Annotated in this window: 14 protein-coding genes; 6 read left to right on the top strand and 8 right to left on the bottom strand. The window is 48.8% G+C overall.

Going from position 1 to position 16,464, the window contains the following annotated elements; genetic code table 11:
• Positions 1-67: 67 nt before the first annotated feature.
• On the top strand, positions 68-1,123 hold the full coding sequence (locus tag SPM24T3_RS24220) for a hypothetical protein (RefSeq protein ID WP_009635108.1): 1,056 nt from the start codon (positions 68-70) through the stop codon (positions 1,121-1,123).
• A 21-nt stretch (positions 1,124-1,144) separates the two neighbouring features.
• The gene (locus SPM24T3_RS02460; protein WP_009635107.1) at positions 1,145-4,564 is read left to right on the top strand and encodes an autotransporter outer membrane beta-barrel domain-containing protein; all 3,420 of its coding nucleotides are present in this window, start codon (positions 1,145-1,147) and stop codon (positions 4,562-4,564) included.
• Positions 4,565-4,646: 82 nt separating this feature from the next.
• On the opposite strand, the gene SPM24T3_RS02455 is transcribed toward SPM24T3_RS02460, so the two are convergent.
• The gene (locus SPM24T3_RS02455; RefSeq protein ID WP_009635106.1) at positions 4,647-5,750 is read right to left on the bottom strand and encodes an alkene reductase; all 1,104 of its coding nucleotides are present in this window, start codon (positions 5,748-5,750) and stop codon (positions 4,647-4,649) included.
• An 82-nt stretch (positions 5,751-5,832) separates the two neighbouring features.
• Entirely contained in the window at positions 5,833-6,447 is a 615-nt protein-coding gene (locus tag SPM24T3_RS02450) for an ester cyclase (RefSeq protein WP_009635105.1), read from the bottom strand.
• A gap of 125 nt (positions 6,448-6,572) precedes the next feature.
• Between SPM24T3_RS02450 and SPM24T3_RS02445 the strand changes: the two genes are divergently transcribed.
• The gene (locus tag SPM24T3_RS02445; protein ID WP_009635104.1) at positions 6,573-7,511 is read left to right on the top strand and encodes a LysR family transcriptional regulator; all 939 of its coding nucleotides are present in this window, start codon (positions 6,573-6,575) and stop codon (positions 7,509-7,511) included.
• Positions 7,512-7,562: 51 nt separating this feature from the next.
• Here the strand turns inward: SPM24T3_RS02445 and SPM24T3_RS02440 are convergent, their stop codons facing one another.
• On the bottom strand, positions 7,563-8,969 hold the full coding sequence (locus SPM24T3_RS02440; protein WP_009635103.1) for an MFS transporter: 1,407 nt from the start codon (positions 8,967-8,969) through the stop codon (positions 7,563-7,565).
• A gap of 131 nt (positions 8,970-9,100) precedes the next feature.
• On the opposite strand from SPM24T3_RS02440, the gene SPM24T3_RS02435 reads away from it, so the two are divergent.
• On the top strand, positions 9,101-9,721 hold the full coding sequence (locus SPM24T3_RS02435; protein ID WP_037377355.1) for a TetR/AcrR family transcriptional regulator: 621 nt from the start codon (positions 9,101-9,103) through the stop codon (positions 9,719-9,721).
• 31 nt (positions 9,722-9,752) lie between these two features.
• Here the strand turns inward: SPM24T3_RS02435 and mntP are convergent, their stop codons facing one another.
• From mntP to SPM24T3_RS02420, 3 genes are all read right to left on the bottom strand, one after another.
• Positions 9,753-10,325: a manganese efflux pump MntP gene (mntP, locus tag SPM24T3_RS02430; protein ID WP_009635101.1), complete on the bottom strand. Its 573-nt coding sequence runs from the start codon at positions 10,323-10,325 to the stop codon at positions 9,753-9,755.
• A 391-nt stretch (positions 10,326-10,716) separates the two neighbouring features.
• Positions 10,717-11,436, bottom strand: coding sequence for an SDR family oxidoreductase (locus SPM24T3_RS02425; RefSeq protein ID WP_009635100.1), 720 nt, complete (start codon positions 11,434-11,436; stop codon positions 10,717-10,719).
• A 177-nt stretch (positions 11,437-11,613) separates the two neighbouring features.
• The gene (locus SPM24T3_RS02420; protein WP_009635099.1) at positions 11,614-11,985 is read right to left on the bottom strand and encodes a helix-turn-helix domain-containing protein; all 372 of its coding nucleotides are present in this window, start codon (positions 11,983-11,985) and stop codon (positions 11,614-11,616) included.
• A 102-nt stretch (positions 11,986-12,087) separates the two neighbouring features.
• On the opposite strand from SPM24T3_RS02420, the gene SPM24T3_RS02415 reads away from it, so the two are divergent.
• Positions 12,088-13,209 (top strand): NADH:flavin oxidoreductase, encoded by a 1,122-nt coding sequence (locus SPM24T3_RS02415; RefSeq protein ID WP_009635098.1) that lies wholly within the window; start codon positions 12,088-12,090, stop codon positions 13,207-13,209.
• 128 nt (positions 13,210-13,337) lie between these two features.
• Here SPM24T3_RS02415 and SPM24T3_RS02410 read toward each other — a convergent pair whose 3' ends face one another.
• Together SPM24T3_RS02410 and SPM24T3_RS02405 are read right to left on the bottom strand one after the other, a co-directional pair.
• Positions 13,338-13,556 (bottom strand): hypothetical protein, encoded by a 219-nt coding sequence (locus SPM24T3_RS02410; protein ID WP_009635097.1) that lies wholly within the window; start codon positions 13,554-13,556, stop codon positions 13,338-13,340.
• A gap of 3 nt (positions 13,557-13,559) precedes the next feature.
• Positions 13,560-14,882, bottom strand: coding sequence for a sodium:proton antiporter (locus tag SPM24T3_RS02405; RefSeq protein ID WP_009635096.1), 1,323 nt, complete (start codon positions 14,880-14,882; stop codon positions 13,560-13,562).
• A gap of 500 nt (positions 14,883-15,382) precedes the next feature.
• Between SPM24T3_RS02405 and SPM24T3_RS02400 the strand changes: the two genes are divergently transcribed.
• On the top strand, positions 15,383-16,423 hold the full coding sequence (locus SPM24T3_RS02400) for a PLP-dependent cysteine synthase family protein (RefSeq protein WP_009635095.1): 1,041 nt from the start codon (positions 15,383-15,385) through the stop codon (positions 16,421-16,423).
• The last annotated feature ends 41 nt before the right edge of the window (positions 16,424-16,464 follow it).

Genomic DNA, 16,464 nt, shown 5'->3' with positions numbered 1-16,464 from the left:
TTATAAAATTCTTCGATCCATGCTTTTGGGGAAACGATGCCTGCGTATTAAAAATACGAGGATTAACATGAAATTAATCGGCAAATTTTCTTTAATTTCCACCTGTATTTATCTTGCTTTCACCTCTGGTAACGAGGCCTTTGCCGCCTGTAATAATTATCAACCGGGCTTAGGACAATCTGTACTCTGTGATACCAGCAGCCCAAACCCTGGCTCTACGGCAGTGATCAGCGCTAATGGTGTCACGGGCGTCAGCGTCAATATAACCTCGGGCAGCGTGCTAAATGTAAGCGGAGCAGCAGCGATTTCATTAGGCAATGGCAGTCAAATTACCAATGCCGGGCAATTAACAGGAACCACCGGCGTATTGCTGCGCGAGGGAAGCAGCGTATTGAATAACAGTGGCTCAATAATAGGAACAACCGGGCCTGGGGTGCTGTTCAACGGAAGTGGTAATAATCAGCTTATCAACAGCGGAACAATTAGAGGCAATGCCAGCGGTAATGCAGTGACCTTTGGGGCAGGGAATGACACCTTGATCCTGACGGGGGGTACGATTACTGGCAACGTGGACCAAGGCAACGGTGCCGATAAAGCGATTATCAGTAATGGCACTATTACAGATACGCTTTCTCAGGGCAGCGGAATAGACGATTTTGTTATGAGCGGCGGAACATTAGGCTCGCTGCAGCAGGGTGATAACCGCGATACCTTCACCATGACTGGTGGCACCATCGTCAATGCTTTCGAAGACGGAGACGTGGCCAAAATGACCGGGGGTAAAATTGGCCGCGTTAATATGAAGCTGGATAATAATATATTTGATATGTCCGGCGGTGAAATTACAGGTAATTTGGTTACTGGCTTTGGTAATGACACCATTATTATCAGCGGCGATAGCACGGTCGGTGGAAATATCAGCGTGAGCGGCGGCGCGGACAGCGTTAGCGTGACGGGTGGCATCGTAAAAGGTGAAATCAGGATGAGTACCGGGGATGATACTTTCCATTGGGAGAATGGCAGCATATTGGGTAATGTGCTGATGGAGGCTGATAACGACCGTATTGAATTCACTAATCTCGATGCGGCCACGGCTGCAACTTCTCCCTTAATTGATGGCTGAAGCGGCAATGATATATTGGTCATGAATAACAGCCAGTACGTCTACAGTAATGCCAATATCCTGCGCGGTATTGAACATATTAATCTCACCAATAACTCTACTTTAACCCTCAATAATAAGTCATTACCCTTGGGCGATGCCACTGACGACAATATTAATACAGGATATAACATCGACGGGACCAGCACGCTGGCTATTCAAAATAGTGGTGCAACCACTTTTAAAAGCCATCTGAGCGGCAACGGGACAGTCAGCACCAATACCGGCGGTAACGCTTTTAGCTTTGACAGTAATAATGCCGGTGACTCTTTTGCTGGCACGCTGGCATTGGGTAACAGTACTTTTATTCTTAGTGGTCTCAATACTCAGGCACTGAATCAGGCAACACTAAGGGCTGGAGCGGGCAGCATCACAACCGTGGGTAATGGCGTGCAGCATATTGGTGGCCTGGCCTTTGATGGGGGAACTGTTGATTTTGGCAGTATCGCACCGGGTAATACACGGGCTGAAAACACTATTCAAACCGGGCGTGACCTCAACCTCACGGCAAGCGGTACGGTGAAAGTTGGCGTTGATAATATGATTAATGAAACGCCAGCCGCCGATAACAATATTCCATTATTATCACAAGATGATAAAACGACAACGATCAGACTGGCTGGTTCAGATGGCACGGTAACAGGCAATGCCGGTAGCCTGGCACTCGTCGATGCAAACGGTAATGTGATTACCGACAGTGTGACTGACGGAATACTGCAAAATGGTTCACTTGTTGCTCTGGGGACATGGGACTGGCGTCTAACAATAACAACCGGGGAAAATCAGGATGGCCTGTATATTGGCTACGCTTTGAAACAGGTTGATCTTCAAGGTAATGGTGATAATGCACTGCTTCTCAACAGTGCCGGTGCCAGTGGAAATGCCGCCGACTTGAGCGCGAAAGTGACTGGCAGCGGTGATTTGGCTATTGAGAACAATGCGAATGGCACCGTGTCACTGTCCAATCAGGATAATGATTACACCGGTATCACTGAGGTTCGTAGTGGCAACTTATTGATGAATAACAATCATGTACTGGGCAACACCTCACTGTTGCAATTAGCCGCTGATACCACACTGAATATGAATGGCTATGCCCAGACTACAGGGCGTGTCGATGCTGCAGAAGATTCACAAATTGCGATAAATGGCGGGAGCCTGACAATCGATCAGGGAGGAATCATCAATGGGCATTTGCTGGGTGATGGTAGCCTCACATTAAATGACGGTACTCTGGAAATTAATGGCGAAAACACTTCTCTGGCCGCTAATACTCAAATACTTAATGATGCAACGATCAGCTTGAATAATGCGGCCGGGCTGGGAAGCGGTGCTATTGATAACGCAGGTAAGCTTATTCTGACTAGCGCCAATGGCTCATTGCAAAACAGTTTAAGCAATAGTGGTACTGTTAATCTGAATGGCAGTCAGATTGTTTTGGCGGGTGATAATGCTCTCTTCAGCGGTATTTTTAATATTGACCCCAGCAGCCAACTGACAGCAAGTGAAGCTCAGCATCTTGGCAGCGCGGCGGTTAATGATAGCGGCACGCTAAACTTGATAACCGATACTGACTGGACGCTAAATAATAGTGTTATGGGGGAAGGTAATCTGGTTAAAGAAGGGGCTGGAGTCGTGACTTTGACCGCGCCCAGCAGTGCTTATACCGGAACAACGGATATTAATCAGGGAGGCATTAATTTTGGTAGCCGCAACCAGCCACTGACGCTGGCGACATCTGTAATTAATATTAATCAGGGTTTTTTGGCGGGTAATGGTGCGGTGGCGGGGGATGTAAATAACCTTGGAGTGTTGCAGGTGGGCAGTAATTCTACCTCGCAGAATATGACTACTCTGGCGGAAATTCAGGCCGTGCCAGCAACCAGCGACTCTCTGACTATTGGCGGTAATCTCACTAACGGCGGAATAATTCAGCTTGGGCAAACAGGCAGTAATATTCAGGCCGGAAACACGCTAACGATTAATGGAAATTACATGGGTAATAATGGAACTATAGCCTTCAATACTGCATTGGGCGATGATAATTCCGCGACCGATCACATGTCAATTCGCGGTAATACCAGCGGTACCACACTGGTGAGCGTAGAAAATGCAGGAGGCAGTGGCGCAAGAACCTTAAACGGGATTGAGTTGATTAACGTTGGCGGCAGTTCTGACGGTAATTTCTTGCAGGATGGACGTATTGTTGCGGGTGCTTATGACTATCGACTGGCGCGGGGCGCGCTCAATAATCAAAGTAACTGGTATCTGACCAACAGCGCCAGCGAGCCGGTTGGGACGGTCACTCCGGTGGATCCTACAACTCCGGCCAATCCTTCAAATCCAACTACACCAACTACACCAACGAGCCCGACGGTTCCAGACAATCCGGCCACTGTTGCGCCATCTTCTGACATCATGCTGCGCCCGGAAGCCGGCAGTTATATCGAGGACCTGGCAGCGGCCAACACCATGTTTAATACCCGTCTGCACGACCGATTGGGAGAAACTCAATATACCGATGCCCTGACGGGGGAAAAACGGGTGACCAGCCTGTGGCTGCGTCAAGTTGGCACCCACAATGGCTGGCGCTCAAATATAGGTTCATTGAAGACCACCTCTAATCAGTATGTCGTTATGTTAGGTGGCGACGTAGCCCAATGGAGTAACAATGGTCTGGATCGCGGACATATTGGTTTGATGGGAGGGTACGGTAATAACCAAAGTAACACTCACTCTGGCGTTACGGGCAATACTTCTAAAGGGCAGGTTAGCGGTTATAGCGTAGGCGTGTATGGCACATGGTATGCCAATGATGTTAATAAGACGGGGTTATATCTGGATAGTTGGTTGCAATACAATTGGTTCAAAAATAAGGTCAATGGCGAAGATTTGCCGCAAGAGAAATATAACTCAAACGGATTTAGTGCCTCTCTGGAAACGGGATATACCTGGAAAATCGGTGAGTTTTACTCCAGCAAGCAGAGCCTGAATACGGTATATATTCAGCCACAGGCGCAAATAACATGGATGGGCGTTAAAGCAAATAATCACACCGAAAGCAACGGCACCTTAATCAACAGCGATGGCAATGGCAATATCCAGACCCGACTTGGCACCCGGCTATTCCTGAAAGGGCACAGTAAAATTGATGACGGCAAAAGCCGCGAGTTTGAACCCTTCATTGAACTAAACTGGCTACACAATACTCGTAACTTCAGCACTGAAATGAATGGCGCAAGGGTTAGCCAGGATGGCGCGAATAAGATTGGCGAGGTAAAAACCGGTGTTGAGGGGCAACTTACTCAAAATCTTACTGCCTGGGGCAATGTCGGTCAGCAAATCGGAAACAAAGGTTATACCAATACCGAGGCGATGGTTGGGGTTAAATACAGTTGGTAGCCTGACTTAAAAAAGACTACCAACTGAATATATTTTACTGAAAAGCTATAGCCAGGCTTTATCTGTGATCCAATAGTCTTATTTACTTTTGACTGCCGGGATAATCGGTATAGCCATGCTCTGTGCCGCCGAAAAGTGTACTGCCTTCGAAATCTGCCAGTGGAAGATTTTGCGCCAGACGATGTGGATAATCTGGATTGGCAATAAAAGAGCGACCAAATGCCACCAGATCGGCATAGCCATTTTCGAGTACCCATTCTGCGCGGTCTTTATCGTATTTGCCTGCAACAATAATAGGGCGCGTAAATCTTTCGCGAATGTCCTTACGGAAAGTTTCAGTAAACTGAGGCGCGTCGTCCCAATCTGCTTCGACAAGGTGCATATAGGCGATCCCTTTTTCTTGCAGGAAAGCGGAGGCATCGAGAATTGTTGGCAAAATATCCGGGCAATCCATTCCACGAGCGGTGAGAAACGGCGCAAGACGGATTGCAGTTCGCTCTGCACCCACTTCATCGGCAACGGCATTAACGACATTCTTCAAAAAGCGCAGCCGATTTTCACGAGAACCGCCGTACTCGTCGGTGCGCACATTGGATGTGGTGCGTAAAAACTGGTCAACCAGATAACCATTGGCACCGTGAATCTCTACGCCATCAAATCCGGCGGCGATTGCATTACGTGCGCCGTTGCGAAAATCATCGACAACGCCAGCAATCTCTTCGCGTGTCAATGCTCGCGGGGTCGGGCAGTCGGTCATGGCACCTTTGCCGGTCACAGGATCAACCTTCCAGATTTGTCCTTCGAATGGAACGGCAGAGGGCGCAACAGGAAGCCTGCCATCATGAAAATCAGCGTGCGACATACGGCCAACGTGCCAAAGTTGAAGGAATATACGCCCACCGGCTGCATGGACTGCATCAGTTACCTGTCGCCATCCTGCAACCTGTTCGGCACTGTAAATGCCTGGAGTAAAGGAATAGCCTTTTCCCTGCGGTGATATCTGCGTCGCTTCGGTGACTATCAATGCCGCCGAGGCTCGTTGGGCATAGTAGCGAGCATTCATTTCATTCGGCACGTCACCCGGCTGCGTACTGCGCGCACGAGTCATGGGAGCCATAGCGATACGGTGCGGCAGGGTATTATTGCCGATAACTGTTGGCGTAAAAAGGCGTGAGCTGTTTTGCATAATTGAAAATTCTCCAGTTAATGATTGGCTGATGAGTCGCAGACTTTCTTGTCTGCAGACCCATATTGTCGGCACTGCGCCATTAGTGTTTAGCCACTAGCCCAACCTGTTGCAGGAAGGTCAGGTTGTCTTCCAAATGCCAGTTTTCGACAATTTTCCCGTTATTTATCCGATAGATATCAGTTGCTATAAAGTTCACGGATTGTCCTTTTCCTTTAACTCCATTGAAGATACCGGTGAAATGACCGCTGAACCGCAGGTGTGATACCACTCGATTACCTACTACCATCATCTGCTCAACCTCACAGTGAAGATCGGGCACGGCGGCTCTAAATCCTTTCGATGCGATCAAAGGGCCTTCAACACCTTGCGGACGTCCAGGGGGTAATGTCCGGTCCATAAAGTCAGATGCCAGCGCGCTGCGAGCCAATGCCTGATCGCCGGTAGTCCAGAATGTGTCGTAGCGACGTGCCGCCAGAATTTGCTCGCGGGCCTGTTGTTTGGACAAGCCGGAGTCAACGATTAGCGTGTCGGGGCGAACAAGATTGTCCTGACCCTGGGCGCTGAGGTTTGACCCTGTAGCACCGATGGCGGCGGCAGGAAATGTTGCGAAAAGCGCCGTGGCAAAGCCCGCAGCAATCATCGCGCTAGTTAACGATTTGACGCTTTTTTTGAAAGCAGGGAACGGTGTTGACATGATTGACTCCGTACTCAAGTAATGTTGTTTTGATGGTTCGATAAAGTAAGGCCATTGTCCCGAAATGGCATGGGTTTGATAATTGGGCTAACATTTGATGGATTATCAAAATATTTGGAAAAATCGTGGACAATCTCGGTGACATTCGGCTATTTGTAGAAACTGCCAATTTGGGCGGTTTATCCGCGGCGGGAAGGAGGCTGGGGTTATCTCCTGCAGCAGCAAGCGCGCGATTGGTCAAGCTTGAGGCAGAGCTTAATACCCGGCTATTTGAACGAACCACGCGGCAGTTGCGCCTGACGGAAGAAGGGAGCCTGTATCTTGCGCATTGCATACAAGCCCTTGCCGCGCTGGATGATGCTCGCGCCGCGCTGCTGGCCGGTCGCACTGCGGTGATGGGGAAAATCAGGATTGCCGCCACCTCGGACTTCGGCAGGCGGATGCTGAAAAAATGGTTAGATGAGTTCGGGGAGCTTTATCCCCAAGTCCAGTTCGCTTTGGTGCTGGCCGATTCGCTGTCTAATTTGCTGCAGGACGATCTTGATTTGGCCATTCGATTTGACGTGCCGCCCGATAGCTCAATGGTCGCCCGCAAATTAGCGCCCAATCGCCGGGTTTTGTGCGCATCGCCGAGTTTTATCGCGACCCATGGCGTACCCGCCAATCCCGGCGAATTGGACAAATTCCAGTGTATTGTTCTTTGTTCAACCAATGGAATCGCCAACGAATGGCGTTTTACCCAAGGTCAGCTTTCAGAAACTTACGTGGTGCCTTCCGCGCTGGCCAGAGAAACCAACGATGGTGCCGTCGCCCGTGAATGGGCAGTTGAAGGCAAGGGTATTGCGATGAAATCGCTGTGGGATATACAAGAAGATTTACGTTCCGACAGGCTGTGTATCGTCATGCCCGAGTGGCGAACGCCGGAATTACCCGTTCACGCTATGTATCAGCGTAGCCGTTACATGGCCCCAAGGGTCCGCGCGTTGCTGGACTTTTTGATCGCGCGCTTTGCCGATGAGAATACGGCATTGGAATCGCTGCTGTTGAGCAAAGGGTATATTTAAAGAGTGTGGAATACGTTGCGGTGGTTTATTAATACTCAGGATGACCCGTCTTCAAGTATCGTCTGAAATTGCAGTGGGCATGATAAAACTTGTAAATACGACTAGCGCAGCACAAAACATTATTACGGCAGCAATGGCAAATCCGACACTTGCACCGATATTGATAGAAAAATGAGTTCCTGTTACCAGTATTCCTAGCAGAGCAACACCCACAGCGGCGCCAGTTTGACGCATTGCATTAATAACTGCGGAAGCGGTAGCCGCTTTGTTGGGAGGAGCTTGATACAGGCAGGAGGCGATGATAGCCGGTGTCGCAATTCCGCCGCCGAGCGTCATTAGAAACAGGAATCCAACAAAAGTTTTATAAGATGCGTCGGTATAGGTCAGCAAGGCGAGGCTGGAATAGTTTATCGTCGCGATAAGCAAACCGATGACAATAGTCAGACGAACTCCTATTCGTTCAGATATAGCGCTACTGGCGGTATTGGCTAATGCAATAACGGCAAACGTCAGCAGGGCCAAGCCGGTCATTAGCGGAGAAAAACCACGGTATACCTGAAAGTAGACAGTCAACAGGAAGATTGAGCCGTAAAAAGCCAAATTCATGATTGCGCCTAATAAAAGGCTGAGAGAGAAAATCTGGTTTCTTAATAAGCTAAGGGGTAAAAAGGCGTTTACACTATTTTTGATATGTACAATCAGCATAATGCATGCAAATGCAAATATTCCCAGACACAGCAATAATGTCTGAGTGAAGGCATAACTTTTTCCAAACTGAATTAAAAGATAAATCAGCGAAAAACTTGTTATCACAAAAAGCAGAATGCCTTTGTGATCGATATTGCGCATTCGTGGCGTTGCCGGTTCATGAACATAGAACATTGTTAAAATTATTCCGACCATACAAATCGGGATATTTAGCAGAAATAGAGCATGCCACGAAATATGCTTGAGGATTAGACCGCCAAAAAATGGTCCAGCTGCGCTAATCACTCCTCCGATAGCGCTCCACCAACCAATGGCTTTACGCCGTAAAGACGAGTTATCGCCACATGCGCCTGTAAGTAATGATAGAGATGAGGGGACGATAAGTGCCGCGCCAACCCCTTGAAAAACTCGCCCCAAAATCATGAGATTTAGAGAGGGAGATAAAGCGCATAGCAAAGAGGCCAACAAAAACAGACCTATCCCGGCCAAGTTGATATTTTTACTGCCATATTTGTCGCTTAACCCTCCTGCAGCCAGTAGCAAAGCAGCGAAGACTATTACATAGGCATCCGGTATCCACTGCAAGATTGAGATATCAGCGTCGAAAACACGAGAAAAAGTGGGGAGCGCAACATTCACGATGGTCACATCCAGCTGAACAACAACATAGCCCAGCGCGGTAATCAACGCGTTAATAAATACCTTGGTGGGAAACAAAGTATCAATTTTGAGGTTTTCACCAGAATACATAGGCTCTCTTCTAAATGACTTTATTCATGTTTGCCGCGTGATTTAAGGATAATAGCCTAGAATAATTGATTTGTGGAGTGGTTAATCTACAATGATTTCCACATTGTTTACACTGGACATTGAGGTCAATTATGAAAAGAAATCTCGGTAGACCTAGAGAGTTCGACCCAAATGACTTTCTTGACATCGCACTAGACTGCTTCTGGACGAGGGGCTATCAGGCCACCTCAATAAGCGACCTAATGAAAGCGTCGGGGCTTGCAAGCGCAAGTATTTACAAGCTTTATCCCGATAAACGAAGCATTTTTTTTGCTGCACTTTCGCAATATATGGAGCAAGGTTTAGGGCGTTTACGAACACGGGCGCAGAAAAAATCACCCGAGGCTGCTTTGCGGGAAACCCTTGAGTACGGAGCATTGCTTTCAACGGGCGCTGAAGGAGAGCGGGGCTGTTTTACTATCGCAGCAGCCAGTGAACTTTTGCCTGGAGATGATGAAGTTAAAGTGAAAGTGCGCAACAAATTTAATGGGATTAAAGAAAACCTGCTGAATATCCTACTACTGGGTCAGCAGATGAAAATTTTCAGAACCGATATTGAAGCTGCTGTCATGGCCGAAACGATTTTTATGATGCTGGAGGGAATGCGGGTGTACGGTAAGGTTAGCCCCGACTATCAGTCACTGGTAAAGGCTAACGAATTTATTATCGGCAGCGTAATGGCGACTCACACTGCCGAGGATCGTGAACTGTAGGCGATTCGGTTATGCAGATTCTTATCTTGGATCAATTCAACAAACCAAGATGCTCGACCAGGATAGAAGTGCCGATGCCTATCAGCACTAAGCCGCCGAGCACTTCAGCCCATTTACCGATAGCGCCACCGAGGAAACGGCCAAGCAGCATGCCTGCCGTCGCCATGATGGTGGTGGCTGCACCGATAGTTAGCGCCATTACCAGAATCTTGACCTGCAGGAAGGCCAGACCTACGCCCACGGCCATCGCATCCAGGCTGGTGGCGATCGCGGTAGTCACTAATAGCCAGAAGCCGTGTCGGCTCGGAATATCCGCCTCTTCGACTTTATCTTTCTTAAAAGCTTCGGTAATCATGCGCACGCCTAAAATCAGCAGCAGGATGAAAGCCACCCAGTGGTCCCAGCTCATGATGAACTTACTGGCGGCGAGGCCGATGCCCCAACCAATAATCGGCGTAATGGCTTCGATAACACCGAAAATTAAACCGGTACGCAGCGCTTCTCTTAACGGAGGACGATGCAATGAGGCTCCCTTACCGATGGCGGCAGCAAAGGCGTCCATTGACATGCCAAAAGCTAAAATCAAGATTGCGTAAGTGTTCATAAAGCAGACCAGTGATGCCTTTAATAGAGAAGAAAGGCTATTAATTTAAAGAGGCGGCTAGTCTGCCATAAAAAAGAAAATAAAAAAACCATATTTTTCATGCACTTATAGCAAGTGGTAAGAGTCTTAGCACAGGCTATACTTGGGCAAAACATCCACAATAGTGTTAAAAAATCATCAGCAGACAAATGAAAACATTGAGTAAATATAGAAACTTAATCAAGAGAGCGGGAAAGATTAGGCGGATATGCTTCAACCCTTATGCCACAGCCTTTGCAGGGTTAAATCACTTTTGTACAATTACAAAAGTTAGGGTCTTTGAAAAAAGATTTGCGACGGGTCGAAACATCCCACAAAACTGAGTTGTGGGATGGAATAATGGAAAGGGCGATCAGTTAACCAGCGCGCCGCCCTCGATATCAATCACGGAACCGGTAACAAACGGGTTATCGATGACAAACAGATAGCCTTTGGCCACATCCTCTGCTCGTCCCCATCTTTGCGCCGGTAGTGCGGCCGCAGCTTTTTCCAGCATTTGCTGGCGGGCTTCTGGAGCCATCGCCGAATAGGCTTCGGTATCGGTTAGCCCGGGACTGACGGCATTCACCCTTAATGGCGATAATTCTTTAGCGAGGATTTTAACCGCGGACTCAAGAGCGGCGTTCATCGCAGTTTTTACTATCGTGCCTGCCACTGTTCGACGAGCCAGAAAACCACTGGTAAAGGTCAGCGTCCCGCCGGGCTTAAGCAAACCGCCAAGGTGTTGAGCAATTGCCAGACTGCCCCAGAACTTGGTTTCAAATGCCTGTTTCGCCGCAGAAAGATCTACTGAGCTGAGAGGGCCACCCGGTGCCTGTGACCCTGCCGTCACCACGATATTGTCAACCGGACCTAAGGTTTTGGCTAAGTCACGCAGTTCTTGCTCATTGGCAATATCTAAGGTCAGAGTGTCGATTGAGGATTTCCCCGACAACTGTTTAGCGGCTTGCTGAAGTTTTTGCGTATTGCGGCCAGCTAAAACGATCGCATCTCCGCGTGAGGTCAGCAGTTGTGCAACTGAGTAGCCAATACCTGAAGCGCCGCCGATGATTAATGTACGTTGTTGGCTCATGATTTTTTCCTGTCGTTGAGAGTATTCAACAACTTTACGCTTTCAAATCCGCTTTGATAATGGAGGTGAAAGTTGAAGCTCTATTCAGGAAAACAGAATAATACGGCTATCCCAGGCAATGCGGCGCAGCGAACTTGGCAATAAATGAGTGATAAGGCATTGAGTGGAAAAACAATCTCAGCTTTCGAGCTTACTGTCATATTCCTGCCGTGCGCGCTCGACTGCGGGCAAATTATCTTGAGTCCAGTTGAACAGGGCCTCGAAAGGAACTTTCAGCGTGCGGCCAAGCGGCGTTATCTCGTATTCAACGGCGATCGGCGAAGTATCAATGACATGACGTTCAATAATGCCGTTGCGCTGTAATTTTCTCAGACTCTGGGTTAGCGCTTTTTGCGTGATGCCTTCCAGTTCGCGCTTTAGCACGTTGAAACGCCGTGGTTGCTGGCACAGAATGGCGAGTATCAGCACTGACCATTTATCGGCAATTTGATCCAGCAATAATCTATGCGGGCAGCTTGCGCGAATAAGAATGGGATGTTCGTCAGACATGGTAGTTTCCTTAAGTATACCTGGTAGCTTTTAAGTGCCTAATTGACACCTAGTATACACAATATACTATCAAGGCTACTAACCCTAACGGAGTATTAGCCTGTGACCACTTCCAATGTAGACGTTCTGTTCCAGCCTTTTCATTTGAAAAACCTGACATTAAAGAACCGAATCGTGATGGCACCCATGACGCGATCTTTTGCGACGCAAGGGATTCCCGGGCAAGAGATCGCGGCTTATTACCAGCGCCGTGCCGAGGGGGAAGTTGGGCTGATTCTGACTGAGGGCACGGTCATCAACCGACCTGCCTCACGAAACGAAGCCAATATTCCTTTCTTCCACGGAGAGCAGGCACTGGCTGGCTGGAAAAAAGTAGCTGCCGATGTTCATGCTGCCGGTGGCAAGATAGGGCCACAGCTTTGGCATACGGGTTCGGTTGCCAGTTTTCTGTCGGATTGGGTTCCCGATGCGCCGGTAGAGAGTCCATCGGCACTTGTCGCGCCCGATCAACCGCGCGGTGAAGCCATGAGCGAAGAGGCGATTGCAGACACTATTTCCGCATTTGCCCAGGCTGCGGCCGATGCAAAACGTCTAGGTTTTGACGTGGCTGAGATCCACGGCGCGCACGGTTATTTGATCGACCAATTCTTTTGGTCTGGCACTAATCTGCGTACTGACAACTACGGCGGCGCGACGCTGAAACAGCGAGCTCGTTTTGCCGCCGAAGTGGTGAAAGCCATGCGCGAAGCCGTCGGGCCTGATTTTCCGCTGATTTTGCGCGTAAGCCAGTGGAAGCAGCAGGACTTTACGGTACGTCTTGCCCCTACGATTACAGAAATGACCGACTGGTTATTACCTTTGGTTGAGGCCGGTGTCGATATTCTCCACTGCTCGCAGCGCCGTTTTTGGGAACCCGAGTTTCCTGAAATTGACGGGGAGCAGGGTTTAAATTTCGCGGGTTGGGCAAAAAAACTCACCGGAGCGGCAACGATTAGCGTGGGTTCAGTGGGCTTGGCGGGCGATTTTATGAGCGCTTTTGCCGGTGAGACTTCCCATCCGGCCAGCATCGAGAATCTGATTGTCCGCCTCGAACGCAACGAGTTTGACCTGATTGCCGTGGGCCGTGCACTGTTGAGCGACCCGCAGTGGGTGACTAAAATCCGCACTGGCAATCACGCTGAGCTGAAAGATTTTACCGCCGCCGCGTTGGCCGAACTGGTTTAATCAGCGCTTTTTTGTCACGCAGCTTATTTGGCCGAGGCGCGTTTATGCCGAAAGTACGAGATAAGCGTGCGGGATAAAAATGCCAGCTCCGTCAAGGTCGTGACGGGGAATGGGCCAGAATACCCTCATTACTCAACTCGCCAGACATCAGGATGCTGCGGGCTGGCGGCTTCGTGGTATATATCCCCCAGCCAGCCCGCGATCTCGTATTCTTCGAGATCTTCAGGAATGATTATCTCGTACAGTCGCGAATACTTTCGTTCAGACATATCGACGCGAAAGACCTGCCAGCTTTGCTCGACACGTTTCACGCCAAGATAGCGACCAAATACGTTAAAGATCATCATTGGTTATTTTCTGCTCCAAAATTTAAGCAACGGTGTTACCGTTATTCCTTGGACTAACACACTGGCGGTAATGATAGTAATTGCCAGATTGGTCATCATAATCGCTTCATGGCCTTGCAGACCATTGGCATAGGCGTAAGCAATATAATTTATGCTGCCAATACCCCTTATCCCGAGCCAACCAAAGAGTAAACGCTGCTGTTTTGAATAAGAAGATCCCCAGGTCGAGATATAAACAGCTAAAGGTCGGACGATACAAAAAATCGCAAATGCCAGCACCAACCCCATTGGGTCCCAATGCTGAGCAAGCGTAACGCCTAATACGATCACAATAGCCGCTGCGAACAGCCGTTCAATGGTTTCCCCGAAAGACAGGGCATCGCCAATGACCAGTCCTACAGACTTTAACGGCGTTCGGTGCTCAATTTCCATTGAATGTCGCGTATGCGGATTGATCATCATTTCGGCGGGAGGGTTGTCATCCTCATCTTCCGCAGTGGGATTTTTTTGCTGTACTCTCAGCTCGGCGCTACGCAGGCCAACACCTGCAGCAAAGGCGGCAAGGAAACCTGAGGCTTCTACGGAAATTGCCAGCGCGAAGCTTAAGCAAATAAGCGACAGCGCGATAAAATCACTCGGTGCGACCTCGCCCTGTACGTGCCGCCAGTGGGTTGATATTAGCCCGATCAGCCTGCCAAGCCCGTAACCTATACCCAGTCCAATGACCAAGGCCCACAGAACGTCAACCGCGAACCAGTGTAGCCATTGCATGCTGCTTAACGCGCCGTCGGCGTTATGCCACAGCAGCGCCAGCATCAGTAAAGGCAGGGCAGTACCATCGTTCAGCCCGGCCTCGCTTGAGAGGGCAAGCCGCAAACTATCGTCGTCGCGCGAATCATTGATGGCAATAAGGCTGGCAAGCACTGGGTCAGTGGGGGCAAGTACCGCAGCTAAGGCCAGAGATATTGGCCATGAAATTCCAGTGAGGTAATGCGCGATAATCATAATACCGAGCACGGTTAAAATCATCCCTGGCCCGGCCAGCCGGAAACCGATTTTCCAGATGCTGGCTCTTAAAGGCAGGCGAATCTTTAATCCGGTTATAAATAGTGAAGTGGCAATGGCAATTTCAGTTACGCGGCTGACAATAGTTGAATGCGCTAACACGTCCAGGCGTAAAACATCAAATCCCCACGGTCCACACAGAATTCCGACCAGCAGATAAATGCCGAAAATGGGGATTGGAGTACGATTTATCCAACCGAATGAAAGTGACATCAGCAGTAGCAGCCCACCTGTTGCTGCTGTCCATGCGAGATAGTTCATGATTCCCCTGAAATAACTGGTTAAAAAATAGCAAAAATAAAGGCTTAGCGTATTGATTATAGTACAGACAAAAAAATACCCGCACGCGGCGGGCAAAGTTGCTTAGAACACAGGGGAAAAGACTAATAAAGCTAGCAGAGCTTTTGTTATATTGCTAATCGGGCAGGAAAAAATAATTCTAAAATCAACGTTGATTGGTCGTTAATTGTGGCAAGTTTAGTGGGGAGTCAAAATAACATTTGTGCATTTGAATTTGCACTCTTGGCTTATTCATTTTTAGCGTTAGCTTTGCCGTTATTGAGCATTTACCTTTATCGCAAAAAGCGGAATATTTGATTTAAAACATAAACGCACTGCGCTGCCTGGTACTTAGGTCAATCACTCTCGTTTGCTTATCCTCGATGCCGTGGAGACCCAGGATTGATGGAATCATTTACCAAAATGCTTTAATTGCCGAGTGCCGATATCCCTTTTGTCTGATTATTATTTTGGAGTTGAGCATGACTATCCACAATGCTATTACCGAGTTGGTAGGCAATACGCCATTATTAAGGCTTAATCGATTTAGTGAGCGGTTTAATTTGGACGTCGACCTGCTTGCCAAACTGGAGTATTTCAATCCAAATCACAGCATCAAAGATCGTATTGCACTGGCCATGATTGAAGAAGCCGAACGCACTGGTAAATTAAAACCCGGCGTGACGCTGGTAGATACAACCAGTGGGAATACCGGCATTGGTTTGGCGGCAATTGCCGCAGCAAAAGGTTATAAATTTCGCGTTTATTTACACGATAAACTCAGCGATGAGCGTTTTGCTATTCTCAGCGCGTTTGGGGCGGAAATTATTCCATTCAGTCACGTACCGGGGTTTGATAAAATACTCGAAAACAGCGACGGCGATTTTGTAGCCGCCGCCAAATGGCTGGCGGATAATGTGATCCGTAAAGAGCCGAACATCTTCTTTACCTACCAGTTGGAAAATCCGGCTAACCCTCTGGCGCATTATCGCAACACGGGGCCTGAAATCTGGCAGCAAACCGGCGGGCAGGTTGATATTGTTATCGCCTCGGTGGGTACCGGCGGTACGCTGTCAGGGGCGGGGAAATATCTCAGGCAGCTTAAACCGGATATCAAACTGATTGCCGTGGAACCCGGCGTTCATTCTATTCCTGACCGTGACAATCCTGAGGCCAGGGAAATTACCGGTGTTCATGCTTTTAGCCACGTTTTACCGGAACGGGTGCCGTTAACGTTGGATAGAGAATTGTTCGACGAAGCTATCGCCATCGAAAGTTGGCAGGCGGTGCAGGCGGCTCGTGAAGTGGCAATAACCGATGGCATTTTGATTGGCGAATCTTCCGGCGCAGTGCTGTTTGCTGCGCGAGAGGTGGCTCGTCGCCCGGAAAATAAAGGAAAGCGTATTGTCACTATTCTTGCCGACAGTGGCTTGACTTATCTGTCGACCGGCCTGTTTGATAGCACGCTCAGCGTTGAGCAAATAAAAATCGACGCCCTGCGCAAAAGCCGTGTCAGCGCCTAAGAATTCTATTAGCGTTTGCCAGTAGATTATGCCAAAGAATT

Source organism: Serratia sp. M24T3 (assembly GCF_000257645.1).
Taxonomy (GTDB): Bacteria; Pseudomonadota; Gammaproteobacteria; order Enterobacterales; family Enterobacteriaceae; genus Rouxiella.
The sequence above is the reverse complement of the archived record's forward strand: the minus strand, read 5'-3'. Positions and strand labels throughout refer to the sequence as shown.